The organism is Pseudomonas sp. DTU12.3, from assembly GCF_004124275.1.
Classification (GTDB): domain Bacteria; phylum Pseudomonadota; class Gammaproteobacteria; order Pseudomonadales; family Pseudomonadaceae; genus Aquipseudomonas; species Aquipseudomonas helmanticensis.
Genome location: NZ_CP027218.1, coordinates 4,579,785 through 4,592,384, shown reverse-complemented (window position 1 = coordinate 4,592,384; position 12,600 = coordinate 4,579,785). Strand labels below are relative to the sequence as shown.

Genomic DNA, 12,600 nt, shown 5'->3' with positions numbered 1-12,600 from the left:
CCAGCGTCAGTGCCGGCCCAAATCTCGCTGTAGCGCCAGATCCCACGGCGGCACCGGGCTGAAACGGCTTTTCAGATACTCGAGCAACAAGCGGCTGCGCGAATTCGTCTGCTGTTCCATGCGCAATGCATAAATACCGGTGGACTCCGGGTTGGGCAGGCCGCTTTCGCAAAACAGCGGCAGCAGTTCGCCGCGTAACAGGTATTCACTGGCCAGCCACGTCGGCAGATGCGCAATGCCCAATCCGGCGAGAGCGCCGCAGACCAGTGCTTCGGCGTTATTGGCGCTCATGCGGATCCGCGCCGGGCGATGCAGTTGCATTTGCCCGTTCAATTCAAAACGCCAGGCGAACGGTGGGGCGAGTCCGTCCCAGTCGAGACCGTCGTGTTCACTCAATTGCGCAGGATGGACCGGCACACCACGGCGCTTGAGGTAGTCGGGGCTGGCGCAAGCGATCCGCACCATGCTTGCCAGCGGTGTCGCGACCAACCGGGTGTCGGCCATTTGCCCTGCGCGCAGGACCAGATCGACTTTGCCAAGATTGGAACCGGCCATATCGACGAAGCTATCGATCAAGTGCAATTGCACATCCAGGCCCGGATACAGAACGAGGAAATCGGCAATCACCGGCGCCAAATGTCGCCGCCCGAATGCTGCCGGAGCATCGATGCGAATCAGGCCCTCCGGCGCACTACTCAGCGACACCGCTTCAGCGCGGGCCAGTTGCAGTTCGGCAACGATGCGTCGTGCCCGCTCGGCAAACGCGAGACCGGCCGGCGTGGCGAGCACGGCGTGAGTGCTGCGAATGAACAACTGGCTGCCGACCGCGCTTTCCAGGCTATCGATACGTCGCGCGACCGCCGAAGGTGTCAGCGGATGACGGCGCGAAGCGGCGGAAAAGCTGCCACTCTCCAAAACATCGAGAAACAGCCCGAGTTGATCGGTCAACTGAGTAGGGTTCATGTTGAGTTCTGCGCTTGTGCGAAATTGGCATAGCCATTGTGCGTTGCTGTGCGTTTCCCCGCCAGCCATGACTGCGTAGGATGAGTCGCCTGACGTGAGAGGAATTCGGCTGTGATGGAGTTTTTGTTGTACCTGTTGTTCGGCGCTGCGCTCGGCACACTCGGTGGCATCTTCGGTATCGGCGGCGGCTTGATCGCCATTCCGTTGCTGGGCGTGTGGTTCGGCCTGGATCAACAGATCGCCCAAGGCACCGCGCTGGTCATGGTCGTGCCTAACGTGATGCTGGCGCTGTGGCGGTATCACCAGCGCAATCGCATCGAGTTGCGTCACGCGCTGCCGCTGGCGCTGATGGGGTTCTGCTTTGCCTGGATCGGTTCGATCTGGGCGGTCGGCATCGATGCGCAAACCATGCGTATCGGTTTCGTCGCGTTCCTTGTGGTGTTGTCGGCGTACAACCTGTTGAAGATGTTCGGCCGCCAACCGGCAGCGACGTCCGAGATGCGTTATTCATGGCCGTGGCTGGGTGTGCTCGGTGCGGCGTCCGGGACCATGGGCGGTTTGTTCGGGGTCGGCGGGGCGGTGGTGGCGACGCCCGTGCTGACCAGCCTGTTCGGCACCACGCAGGTCGTCGCGCAAGGCTTGTCGCTGGCGCTGGCGCTGCCAAGTACCGGCGTGACCCTGGTGACCTACGCCGTGCATCACGAAGTTGACTGGATGATCGGTCTGCCGCTGGCCATCGGTGGTCTGGTCAGCATCAGTTGGGGCGTCAAGGTCGCCCACGCCATGCCGGAACGGCTGCTGCGTGGGCTGTTCTGCGGTTTTCTGGTGCTGTGTGCGGTGATGCTCGCGTTTAAAGTTTGAAGCCTTCGACAATATGCTCGGCCAGGCATTCGGTAATCGGCGAAGGGTTGTTGAGGTTGCGGATCAGCATGATGCTGGCTTCCGGCAACAGCGGCAGGTCTTCATCGGCACCGAGGATGCGCATGTCCGGGGTGATCAGGCTTTCAAGTTGCGCGGTGATCGCCAGACCAGCGCTGACCACGGCCATCAGCGCCGACAAACTGGTGCTGTTGTAGGCAATGCGGTAATCGCGGCCCATGGCATCCAGCGCATTGCACGCCCACAAACGGCAGAAACAATCACTGTTGAACATCGCCAGCGGCAGCGGCGTTTGCTCATGGGCGCTGAAATTCTGCGCCTCGGCCCAGACGAAACGCTCCTTGCGCAACAACTGGCCGATCTCGTTGCCCGGCTCGCGGGTGACGATCGACAGATCGAGATCGGTGCGCTGCAACAGCTGCTTGGTCGACTCGCAATGCACTTCGATCTGGATCAGCGGATAGAACTGCGCGAATCGCGAAAGGATCCCTGGCAGAAAGCGCATGACGTAATCGTCCGGCGTACCGATGCGCACCGTGCCGACCATGTGTGGCTCGCGCAGGGTGTTGAACACTTCGCTGTGTAACTTGAGGATGCGCCGCGCGTAACCGAGCAGCACCTGGCCTTCGGCAGTCAGGCGCACCTGGCGCCCGTCGCGCTCGAACAACTGGCGCTGCAACACGTCTTCTTCCAGACGTTTCATCTGCATGCTCACCGCCGACTGCGTGCGGTTGACCATCTCGCCGGCGCGGGTGAAACCGCCCTGATCGGCAATCGCGACAAAGGTGCGCAGAACATCGGTATCGATACTGGGGTAGGCCGACAATTGATGAATCTCCGTGATGCATGCCATCAGAAACATTCGTTGGATTGATCTTAACGCCAGGGCGAGACTTGAGCCATCCACAAGGAGGGCAAGACGATGAAAGGTCAAAGAGAGTATGTAGACGAAGACAAATTTTCCGGCCACGGCCATATCGTTTCCGATCTGCTGCACAAGTTTAGCCGCTGGTATGAATTGCACCGTGAACGCGAGTTGCTCGCCAGTCTGAGTGACGAAGCGTTGAAGGACATCGGGGTCAGTCGTGCCGACGTCGAACACGAAGCCGTGCGGCCGTTCTGGGATGACCCGATGCATAAATGATGGCGCCAGTGCTACACAAACCACTTTCAGGTGAGGTAGGTTGCGAGCAGACAAGGAGATGCTCATGCCCGCAACAGTATCCTTTTCCCTCAAACAGGCACGACGTCTGGCGCTGGCTGCCCAAGGGTTCAACGGGCGCCAGCCGCCGACCGTCAAGGCGCCACACCTCAACCGGCTGATCGAACGGCTGGGTCTGTTGCAGATCGACTCCGTCAACGCCGTGGTGCGCTCGCACTACCTGCCGCTGTTTTCCCGTCTCGGTTCCTATTCCGCTGATTTGCTCGACCAGGCTGCCTGGAGTTCGGGGCGTCGTCGTTCATTGTTTGAATATTGGGGCCATGAGGCGTCGTTGTTGCCGCTGTCGATGTTCCCGTTGATGGGCTGGCGCATGCAGCGGGCCAAACGTGGCGAGGACATCTATCAGCAACTGGCAAAGTTCGGCCGTGAGCAGCAGGACGTAGTTCGTCGAGTATTGAGTTCGGTTGAAGAGCAGGGCGCGCTGGGTGCCGGCAGCCTTTCAACCCGTGAAGACAAAGCCGGGCCGTGGTGGGACTGGAGCGCTGAAAAACATGCACTGGAGTGGTTGTTCGCCGCCGGTGAAGTGACGGTGGCGGGGCGGCGTGGGTTTGAACGTTTGTATGACTTGCCGGAGCGGGTGATTCCGTCATCGATTCTGCAACAGGCGTTGCCTGATGAGGCCGAGGCGCAGCGTGGATTGCTCTTGCATGCGGCGCACGCGTTGGGCCTCGGCACGGAAAAAGACCTGCGTGATTACTTTCGGCTGAACCCGGCGGATGCGCGACCACGTCTGGCAGAACTGGTCGAGGCCGGGCAGTTGCAGAAGTGCGAAGTCGCCGGTTGGCGGCAGATTGCTTATTGCCTGCCGGAGCCAAAAGTCCCGCGCAAGGTGGTTGCCAGTGCGTTGTTGTCGCCGTTCGACTCGTTGATCTGGGAGCGCAGCCGCACCGAGCGGTTGTTCGACTTCCGCTATCGGCTGGAAATCTATACGCCGCAGGACAAACGGGTTTACGGCTATTACGTGCTGCCGTTCTTGCACAACGAGCGGATTGCGGCGCGGGTGGATGTGCGTGCCGAGCGAGCGGCGGGGCGGTTGGCGGTGCATGCGCTGCACGAAGAGGTGCCGGGGCTGGATGAGGACGGGATGGTGGCGCTGGCGCTGAATTTGCGGCGGATGGCGGATTGGCTCGGGCTTGCGCGGGTGCAGCTTAATTGTCAGCGCGAGAGTGCCGCACGGTTGCGAGTCGCATTGGCGCAACTGGACTGACCCCTGTAGGAGCTGCCGCAGGCTGCGATCTTTTGATGTTGTTTTTATCAGATCAAGATCAAAAGATCGCAGCCTTCGGCAGCTCCTACAGTGTCCGTGTCGTACACGGGTCTTGTGACCGACGCGATCACTGTGGGAGCCTGGCTTGCCAGCGATGAGGCCCGTTCAAGCGATAGAGATGTCGAACCTTAGCGGCGGACTTGCTTCAGGGTTTCAGCAATCAGGAACGCCAACTCCAGCGACTGATCAGCATTCATCCGCGGATCACAATGCGTGTGATAGCGATCCGACAAGCCATCTTCAGTAATCGGCCGCGCGCCACCGATACACTCGGTGACGTTCTGCCCGGTCATCTCGATGTGAATCCCGCCGGCGTAGCTGCCTTCCGCTTCGTGCACCTGGAAGAACTGCTTCACCTCGCCAAGAATCTGCGCAAAGTCGCGGGTCTTGTAGCCGCTGCTCGCCTTGATGGTGTTGCCGTGCATCGGGTCGGAACTCCACAGCACTTGCTTGCCTTCACGCTGCACCGCGCGAATCAGCGCCGGCAGGTGGTCGCCGACCTTGTTAGCGCCCATCCGTGCGATCAGGTTGAGGCGACCCGGATCGTTGTCCGGGTTGAGCACGTCGATCAGGCGGATCAGATCGTCCGGGTTCATGCTCGGGCCGACTTTCACCCCGATCGGGTTGTTCACGCCACGGAGGAATTCTACATGCGCGCCGTCGAGCTGACGGGTACGGTCGCCGATCCACAGCATGTGCGCTGAGCAATCGTAGTAATCGTTGGTCAGGCTGTCGCGGCGCACGAAGGCTTCTTCGTAGTTCAGCAGCAACGCTTCGTGGGCGGTGAAGAAACTGGTTTCGCGCAGTTGCGGCGAGCTGTCCATGCCGCAGGCGCGCATGAACGCCAGGGTTTCATCGATGCGGTCGGCGAGGTGGCTGTACTTCTCGGCCAGCGCCGAGTTGGCGATGAAATCGAGGTTCCATTTGTGCACCTGGTGCAGATCGGCAAAGCCGCCCTGGGCGAAGGCGCGCAACAGGTTCAGCGTCGCGGTGGATTGATGATAGGACTGCAGCAGACGCTCCGGATCCGGCACGCGGCTCTTTTCGTCAAAGCCGATGCCGTTGACGATGTCGCCGCGATAAGCCGGCAGTGTCACGCCATCGATGGTCTCGTCGTTGGCCGAACGCGGCTTGGCGAACTGACCGGCCATGCGCCCGACCTTGACCACCGGGCAACCGGCCGCGAAGGTCATGACGATCGCCATTTGCAGCAACACTTTAAAGGTGTCGCGAATCTTCGCGGCGGAGAACTCGGCGAAGCTTTCCGCGCAATCGCCGCCCTGCAGCAGGAATGCCCGGCCCTGAGTGACTTCGGCAAACTGCCGACGCAGTTCGCGCGCTTCACCGGCAAACACCAGTGGCGGATAACTGGCCAGGGTTTGCTCGACCTGGCGCAGGTGCGCGGCGTCGGGGTATTGGGGTTGTTGCTGGATCGGCAAGGCGCGCCAGCTATCAGGGCTCCACGGTTGGCTCATCACGGTCTCTAAGGTTCTACGCACGGAAGGCCATGTTAGCAGCAATTAGTGCGTGACCTGCTCCCGCCCCATCGCCGACAATCGCCGCTTTGCCACGGCGCCACAGCGGTGCCATCGCGTCACCGCGCCCGGTGACCATCAGGAGACGAAATGACTGAGGAGCGCGTCGAGCATCTGCTCGCCGAAGTACAGGATGAGTTCGGCGTGATTCGCGTGCTGGAAGTGGCTGACTACCGGTTTCTCGAATTCGGCGATGCCATCGAGCAGAGCTGTGTGTTCACCGCTGATCCGAGCTGGCTGGAGTACGACTATACCCGCGCGATGCTGATTGGCGCGTTGTGCCATGAGCTGCCGGAAAGTGCGCTGTTTCTAGGGCTTGGTGCGGGCACGTTGACCCAGGCATGCCTCAAGTTTCTGCCGCTGGAAGACGTTGAAGCGATCGAGCTGCGCCCGGACGTGCCGCGTCTGGCTATCGAATACCTTGGGCTGGATGATGATCCTCGCCTGTACATCCGTGTCGGCGATGCGCTGGAGTTGTTGCCGACCGCAGAGCCTGCGGATCTGATCTTCGTCGACCTCTACACTGACGTCGGCCCGGGTGTCGGGCATCTGGCCTGGGGTTTTCTCGGTGATTGCCAGAAGCGTCTGAATCCGGGTGGCTGGCTGGTGATCAATCAGTGGGCCACCGATGATGGTCAGCCGCTGGGCGCGGCGCTGTTGCGCGGGCTCTATCACCGGCATTATTGGGAGCTGCCGGTGAAGGAGGGCAATGTGATTCTGCTGGTGCCGGCAGACCTCGATCAGGAGCTGGACATGCAAGCGTTGACCGCGCGGGCCGCAGCGCTGGCGCCACGGTTGGGCTATTCGTTGCAGTCGTTGATCAACGCCATCCGCCCGGCGACCTGATCACCGCCCCCTGTAGGAGCTGCCGCAGGCTGCGATCTTTTGATCTTGATCCTATGAAAAACAACATCAAAAGATCGCAGCCTTCGGCAGTTCCTACAGGGGGGGTTAGATTCCTTTGAAGATGCCAGGTCGGCGCTCAACCAAAGACCGCACGCCCTCCTTGGCATCCTCGCTGGCCAGCAACTTCTTCACCAACGCCGGCAACCCTTGCGCCGCCGCCGTCTCACCTTCATACCGTGCCTGTCGCGCCGACATCAGCGTCGCCTGCACCCCCAGCGGCGCCTGCCGGGCAATTCGCTCGGCCAGTTCAATCGCCCGTGGCAGCAGGTCTTCACTGGCCATCACTTCCTGCACCAATCCCAGGTGCAACGCATCGTGCGCATCAAACTCATCGCCGGTCAGCAACCAGCGCATCGCATTGCCCCAGCCGGCGACTTGATGAAAACGTAAAGTCGCGCCACCAAAAGGAAAGATCCCACGCTGCACTTCCATTTGCGCGAAGCGCGTATTGCTCGCGCACAGGTTGATGTCGGCGGCCAGCATCAACTCGATGCCAATGGTCAGGCAATAGCCCTGGGCGGCGACAATCACCGGTTTGCTCACCCGTGGTCCGACGAAAACGCCCCACGGATCGCAACCGCCGGTCGGAACCTGCCAGCCTTCGGCAAGTGCGCTGCTTGCATTCACCAGATCCAGACCGGCGGTAAAGTGTTCGCCATGGCCGAACACCACCGCGACTCGTGCCTCGCTGTCGGCCTCGAACTCGCCATAGGCCAGGCTCAGGTCATTCAGCAGGTCGAGGTCGAAAGCATTGCGTTTGGCCGCCCGATCGAGGCCGATCAGGTGGACGTGACCACGGCGTTCTCGGCTGACGCGGCCGGGGCAGGGCTGATTCATGGCTGGATCCTCGGGCGGGAAGGGCGGGTGCAGCGACGGAATGCCGCATGTCGATGAATCGTTTAAGCGTCATCGCCCGCAGGGCCGGGCCTTTGAAAAATAGACCTTGGCGCGATTATCCGCAAAACCCCGTTACACAGCGGTGACACAGGTATTTTGCCGATAAAAAAAGCTCCCTTTTTGGGCAAAATCCGGTATAGTGCGCGCCGGCCTTTAACCGGGCCGCGTTTAGGTAGCGCAATTTCCCGAAGTCAGCTTCGGCTGCACGTCCGCATTGCGGGCTCTTCCCGGACGATTCTTTTTTTTCATTCATTCGTTTTCGCAAATCCCCGCCGACAAAGCTGCCAGGGCGACTCTTGAGTCTCAACACGGCATGCGCAGCTTTGGAGCATGGGTCTTTGCGGATGCACTTAGAGGCAGACCCATGACCCAGGAAACCGGCGGATTCGCCGCTTTTAATCTTAACCCGAATATTCTTGCAGCCGTCGCAGCGACTGGCTACGAAGAGCCTTCGGCGATTCAGCAGCAATCGATCCCGATCATCATGGCCGGCCAGGACATGATTGGCCAGGCGCAAACCGGTACCGGTAAAACCGCCGCGTTCGCACTGCCTATCCTGCACCGCATCGATCCTGCCAAGCGCGAACCGCAAGCCCTGATCCTGGCGCCAACTCGTGAGTTGGCGCTGCAAGTAGCAACCGCTTTCGAAACCTACGCCAAGCAAATGCCGGGCGTTACTGTTGTGGCCGTTTACGGCGGCGCGCCGATGGGCCCGCAACTGAAAGCAATCCGTAATGGTGCACAGATCGTTGTCGCCACTCCGGGCCGTCTGTGCGACCACCTGCGTCGTGACGAAAAAGTTCTGTCGACCGTGAACCACCTGGTTCTCGACGAAGCTGACGAAATGTTGAAGCTGGGCTTCATGGATGACCTGGAAGTCATCTTCAAGGCTCTGCCAGCTACCCGTCAGACCGTTTTGTTCTCGGCTACCCTGCCGCAGTCGATCCGTGCCATTGCCGAACGCCATCTGCGCGATCCGCAACACGTGAAGATCCAGACCAAGACCCAGACCGTTACCGCGATCGAACAGGCTCACCTGTTGGTTCACGCTGACCAGAAGACTTCGGCCGTTCTCAGCTTGCTGGAAGTGGAAGATTTCGACGCCCTGATCATGTTCGTACGCACCAAGCAAGCGACCCTGGATCTGGCAAGTGCCCTCGACGCCAAAGGCTACAAAGCCGCGGCGCTGAACGGTGACATCGCCCAGAACCAGCGTGAGCGTGTCATCGACTCGCTGAAAGATGGCCGTCTGGACATCGTTGTTGCGACCGACGTTGCTGCTCGTGGTCTGGATGTTCCGCGCATCACTCACGTATTCAACGTTGACATGCCGTACGATCCGGAATCCTACGTTCACCGTATCGGCCGTACTGGCCGTGCCGGTCGCGAAGGTCGTGCACTGCTGCTGGTGACTCCACGTGAGCGCCGCATGCTGCAAGTGATCGAGCGTGTAACTGGTCAGAAAGTGGCTGAAGTACGCCTGCCGGACGCTCAAGCTGTTCTCGATGCACGCATCAAGAAACTGACCAACAGCCTGTCGCCGCTGGTTGCTGATGCCGAATCGACTCACGGTGAGCTGCTCGATCGTCTGACTGCTGACATCGGTTGCACTCCGCGTGCTCTGGCTGCTGCGCTGCTGCGCAAGGCTACCAATGGCCAAGCGCTGACCCTGGCAGCGATCGAGAAGGAACGTCCACTGGTGCCGAACAACGCACCGCGTGGCGACCGTCCTGAGCGCACCGGTGATCGTCCTGATCGTGGTGACCGCGAGCGTCGCGCGCCAATGCCTTTGGGCGAAGGCCGTGCTCGTTGCCGTACCGCGCTGGGTGCGCGTGACGGTATCGCTGCGAAAAACCTGCTGGGCGCCATCCTCAACGAAGGCGGTCTGGCCCGTGAAGCGATCGGTCGCATCCAGGTGCGTGACAGCTTCAGCCTCGTCGAGCTGCCGGAAGATGGTCTGGACAAACTCCTGACCAAACTGAAGGACACTCGCGTTGCCGGTAAGCAGCTGAAACTGCGTCGCTATCGCGAAGATTGATCGGCCCCTGAGCTGATTGATCGCAGATAAAAAATCCCCGACTGGTTCGGGGATTTTTTTTGCCTGCTTTTTGCCTTTGTGGGAGCGAGTCTGCTTGCGAAGGCGTCAACCAAAACGATAAATATCCATCCCCAGCGCACCCATCGTGAAGCCCTTGTGCGCCACGCTGAACTCACCCCCCGCACCCCGTGCAAAATACAACGGCAACAAATGCTCATCACTCGGGTGGTTGCGCACGGCATTTGGCGCCTGTTGACGGTAGTCATGCAGCGCCGGCTCATCGTCGGCCGCCAGCTTGTCGATCATCCAGTCACGGAAATCCCGCGCCCACGGTTCGACACTTTCCGGGCCGGCATGCCAGTCCAGTTCGCGCAGGTTGTGAGTGATGCTGCCGGAGCCGATCAGCAAAATACCCTGATCACGCAAGCTGGCCAGCGCTCGGCCGACGCGGGTCTGTAACGCCGGGCCGGCGCGGCTTGGCAGCGAGACCTGCACTACCGGAATATCGGCTTGCGGATACATCAGCGACAACGGTACCCACACCCCGTGATCAAACGGACGTTGTGAATCAAGGCGCGCGGGCAGGTTGTGACTGTTCAGCAGCGCGGCGACTTCGGCGGCCAGTTGTGGGTCGCCGGGCGCCGGGTACTGCACTTCAAACAGTGCACGGGGGAAGCCGCCGAAGTCGTGCCAGGTTTCCGGTTGCGGATGGCTGCTGACCAGCAATTCGTGGCTCTCCCAGTGTGCGGAGACGATCACGATGGCTTTCGGCCGGGGCAGTTCGGCTGCCAGTCGCGCCAGTGCCGGGCCACTGGCACCGGGTTCGAGCGCGAGCATGGGCGAGCCATGGGAGATATACAGGCTGGGAAACATGGAAAGGATCCTGAGCGTTAAGATGAGCCATCTTCAGTCAGTTGTTTGATCTAAATCTAATATAAGTTTTAGCGCTTTTTGATCGATTTTTTGGGAGTGATACATGCAGCCTGAGTTTTGGCACAAGAAATGGGCGTCGGGCCAGATCGGTTTTCATCTGCCTGACGTGAACCCGTATTTGCAGCGGCACTGGGCGGTCCCGGCATCGGCGCGGGTGCTCGTACCTTTGTGCGGGAAAAGTCTGGATCTGGCGTGGCTTGCTGGGCGCGGTCATTCGGTGCTCGGGATCGAACTGTCGGAAAAGGCGATCGAAGACTTCTTCACCGAGCATCAGATTCAGCCGCAGATCAGTCAGAAGGGCGCGTTCAAGGTCTATCGCGGTGATGCCATCGAGTTGTGGTGTGGTGACTTCTTCGCGTTGACGGCGAACGATGTGGCTGACTGCACGGCGCTGTACGACCGGGCGGCACTGATCGCCTTGCCGCCGCCGATGCGTGAGCGTTATGCGGCGCATCTTCAGCAGATCCTTGCGCAGGGTGTGCAAGGGCTGTTGATTACGCTGGATTACGATCAAGCGCAGATGCCGGGGCCGCCATTTGCGGTGGCGGATGATGAAGTGCAGCGGTTGCTGGGGGATGTCTGGCAGGTGCAGATGCTGGAAGAGCAGGATGTGTTGCGCGAGAGCTGGAAGTTCTTGCAGGCGGGGGTGACGCGCCTGGAGGAGCGGGTGTACCGGATTTCCAGCCAATAGTTCTGCGCCAGTAGGGCTGGCCCCATCGCTGGCAAGCCAGCTCCCACAGGGTTTCGGGTGTTCATCAAAATCTTCAGCGCCCACAAATCATTGTGGGAGCTGGCTTGCCAGCGATGAGGCCATTGGGAGCAACCCATTTGTCAGGCAACAAAAAAAGGCCCGCATCACTGCGGGCCTTTTGTTTTTACGCCAATCTGATCAGCCGCGACGACGCAGTGCGTCAATACGCTCTTCCAGCGGCGGGTGGCTCATGAACATGCGGGCAAAGCCCTGTTTGATGCCACCGTTGATACCAAAGGCGTTCAGGGTGTCCGGCATGTGCACCGGCAAGCCCTGTTCGGCACGAAGGCGTTGCAGGGCGCCAATCATCGCGCTGGTACCGGCCAGGCGCGCACCGGCTTCGTCGGCACGGAATTCGCGCTTGCGCGAGAACCACATGACGATCGAGCTGGCGAGAATGCCCAGAACCAGTTCGGCGAAGATGGTTGCCACGTAGTAGGCAATGCCCTGGCCTTCTTCGTTCTTGAAGATCACTTTGTCGACGAAGTTGCCGATGATCCGCGCGAAGAACATCACAAAGGTGTTCACCACGCCCTGGATCAGTGCCAGGGTGACCATGTCGCCGTTGGCAACGTGGCCGATTTCGTGGGCCAGTACGGCTTTCACTTCATCGGGCGAAAAACGCTCCAGCAAACCCTGGCTGACCGCGACCAGCGCGTCGTTCTTGTTCCAGCCGGTGGCGAAAGCGTTCGCTTCGTAGGCCGGGAAAATACCGACTTCGGGCATCTTGATCCCGGCTTCACGGGACAGTTGCTCGACGGTTTGCAGCAGCCATTGCTCATGACGGGTACGTGGCTGGCTGATGATCTGGGTACCGGTGCTCATCTTTGCCATCCACTTGGAGATGAACAGCGAGAACAGCGAACCGGCGAAACCAAAGACCGCACAGAAAACCAGCAGCTGACTAAGGTTGAGATCAACCCCGTTGGCCGCCATGAACCCGTTGAAGCCGAAAAGGCTCAGGGTGATGCTGGCTATCAGCACGACCGCCAGGTTAGTGGCCAAAAACAGCAGGATGCGCATCATGGTTGTAGAAATCTCCTCAAGCTAAAGATGTAGCGTACTGCGGGGTATATAAGGTGCGGCACGGGGCTATTCAACCGAGTGACTATTTCAAACTGTGTCCTACAGCGAATTCGCAGGCGTGCAGGACAATTCCCACTGCCAATATTGCTACCGATGACGCATGGCGGCGACCCGTCGCCATTA

Annotated in this window: 12 protein-coding genes; 6 read left to right on the top strand and 6 right to left on the bottom strand. The window is 60.2% G+C overall.

What is annotated here, in order from left to right; genetic code table 11:
* Positions 1–6 precede the first annotated feature (6 nt).
* Complete coding sequence (locus C2E19_RS20965) at positions 7–963, bottom strand: LysR family transcriptional regulator (RefSeq protein ID WP_129394905.1); 957 nt, start codon at positions 961–963, stop codon at positions 7–9.
* Between the two features lie 111 nt (positions 964–1,074).
* Here C2E19_RS20965 and C2E19_RS20960 point away from each other — a divergent pair, with 111 nt between their 5' ends.
* On the top strand, positions 1,075–1,824 hold the full coding sequence (locus C2E19_RS20960) for a sulfite exporter TauE/SafE family protein (RefSeq protein WP_174823944.1): 750 nt from the start codon (positions 1,075–1,077) through the stop codon (positions 1,822–1,824).
* Here C2E19_RS20960 and C2E19_RS20955 read toward each other — a convergent pair.
* Entirely contained in the window at positions 1,814–2,668 is an 855-nt protein-coding gene (locus C2E19_RS20955; protein ID WP_174823975.1) for a LysR substrate-binding domain-containing protein, read from the bottom strand. The two genes, C2E19_RS20960 and C2E19_RS20955, sit on opposite strands and share 11 nt — an antisense overlap.
* Positions 2,669–2,764: 96 nt before the next feature.
* Here C2E19_RS20955 and C2E19_RS20950 point away from each other — a divergent pair, with 96 nt between their 5' ends.
* The gene (locus C2E19_RS20950; RefSeq protein WP_129394902.1) at positions 2,765–2,986 is read left to right on the top strand and encodes a DUF1127 domain-containing protein; all 222 of its coding nucleotides are present in this window, start codon (positions 2,765–2,767) and stop codon (positions 2,984–2,986) included.
* A 64-nt stretch (positions 2,987–3,050) separates the two neighbouring features.
* The gene (locus tag C2E19_RS20945) at positions 3,051–4,271 is read left to right on the top strand and encodes a winged helix-turn-helix domain-containing protein (protein WP_129394901.1); all 1,221 of its coding nucleotides are present in this window, start codon (positions 3,051–3,053) and stop codon (positions 4,269–4,271) included.
* A 188-nt stretch (positions 4,272–4,459) separates the two neighbouring features.
* Here the strand turns inward: C2E19_RS20945 and C2E19_RS20940 are convergent, their stop codons facing one another.
* On the bottom strand, positions 4,460–5,806 hold the full coding sequence (locus C2E19_RS20940; RefSeq protein WP_003226774.1) for a class II 3-deoxy-7-phosphoheptulonate synthase: 1,347 nt from the start codon (positions 5,804–5,806) through the stop codon (positions 4,460–4,462).
* 150 nt (positions 5,807–5,956) lie between these two features.
* On the opposite strand from C2E19_RS20940, the gene C2E19_RS20935 reads away from it, so the two are divergent.
* Positions 5,957–6,712, top strand: a complete 756-nt coding sequence (locus C2E19_RS20935) for a spermidine synthase (protein ID WP_129394900.1) — start codon at positions 5,957–5,959, stop codon at positions 6,710–6,712.
* 105 nt (positions 6,713–6,817) lie between these two features.
* Here C2E19_RS20935 and C2E19_RS20930 read toward each other — a convergent pair whose 3' ends face one another.
* Entirely contained in the window at positions 6,818–7,609 is a 792-nt protein-coding gene (locus C2E19_RS20930; RefSeq protein ID WP_129394899.1) for a crotonase/enoyl-CoA hydratase family protein, read from the bottom strand.
* 424 nt (positions 7,610–8,033) lie between these two features.
* Here C2E19_RS20930 and C2E19_RS20925 point away from each other — a divergent pair, with 424 nt between their 5' ends.
* A complete protein-coding gene (locus tag C2E19_RS20925; RefSeq protein ID WP_129394898.1) occupies positions 8,034–9,707 on the top strand; it encodes a DEAD/DEAH box helicase in 1,674 nt (557 codons plus the stop codon).
* Positions 9,708–9,812: 105 nt separating this feature from the next.
* Here C2E19_RS20925 and C2E19_RS20920 read toward each other — a convergent pair whose 3' ends face one another.
* Complete coding sequence (locus C2E19_RS20920) at positions 9,813–10,580, bottom strand: class III extradiol ring-cleavage dioxygenase (protein WP_129394897.1); 768 nt, start codon at positions 10,578–10,580, stop codon at positions 9,813–9,815.
* A 103-nt stretch (positions 10,581–10,683) separates the two neighbouring features.
* Here C2E19_RS20920 and C2E19_RS20915 point away from each other — a divergent pair, with 103 nt between their 5' ends.
* The gene (locus tag C2E19_RS20915; protein WP_129394896.1) at positions 10,684–11,331 is read left to right on the top strand and encodes a thiopurine S-methyltransferase; all 648 of its coding nucleotides are present in this window, start codon (positions 10,684–10,686) and stop codon (positions 11,329–11,331) included.
* A 198-nt stretch (positions 11,332–11,529) separates the two neighbouring features.
* On the opposite strand, the gene htpX is transcribed toward C2E19_RS20915, so the two are convergent.
* Positions 11,530–12,417, bottom strand: coding sequence for a protease HtpX (gene htpX / locus C2E19_RS20910; protein WP_129394895.1), 888 nt, complete (start codon positions 12,415–12,417; stop codon positions 11,530–11,532).
* Between the last annotated feature and the right edge of the window lie 183 nt (positions 12,418–12,600).

Bases quoted from the DNA above. Each gene is read 5' to 3' on its own strand.
- C2E19_RS20950 (WP_129394902.1), top strand. From the start codon at position 2,765: ATGAAAGGTCAAAGAGAGTATGTAGACGAAGACAAATTTTCCGGCCAC.
- C2E19_RS20965 (WP_129394905.1), bottom strand. From the start codon at position 963: ATGAACCCTACTCAGTTGACCGATCAACTCGGGCTGTTTCTCGATGTT.
- C2E19_RS20920 (WP_129394897.1), bottom strand. From the start codon at position 10,580: ATGTTTCCCAGCCTGTATATCTCCCATGGCTCGCCCATGCTCGCGCTC.
- C2E19_RS20935 (WP_129394900.1), top strand. From the start codon at position 5,957: ATGACTGAGGAGCGCGTCGAGCATCTGCTCGCCGAAGTACAGGATGAG.
- C2E19_RS20930 (WP_129394899.1), bottom strand. From the start codon at position 7,609: ATGAATCAGCCCTGCCCCGGCCGCGTCAGCCGAGAACGCCGTGGTCAC.
- C2E19_RS20915 (WP_129394896.1), top strand. From the start codon at position 10,684: ATGCAGCCTGAGTTTTGGCACAAGAAATGGGCGTCGGGCCAGATCGGT.
- htpX (WP_129394895.1), bottom strand. From the start codon at position 12,417: ATGATGCGCATCCTGCTGTTTTTGGCCACTAACCTGGCGGTCGTGCTG.
- C2E19_RS20945 (WP_129394901.1), top strand. From the start codon at position 3,051: ATGCCCGCAACAGTATCCTTTTCCCTCAAACAGGCACGACGTCTGGCG.
- C2E19_RS20925 (WP_129394898.1), top strand. From the start codon at position 8,034: ATGACCCAGGAAACCGGCGGATTCGCCGCTTTTAATCTTAACCCGAAT.
- C2E19_RS20940 (WP_003226774.1), bottom strand. From the start codon at position 5,806: ATGAGCCAACCGTGGAGCCCTGATAGCTGGCGCGCCTTGCCGATCCAG.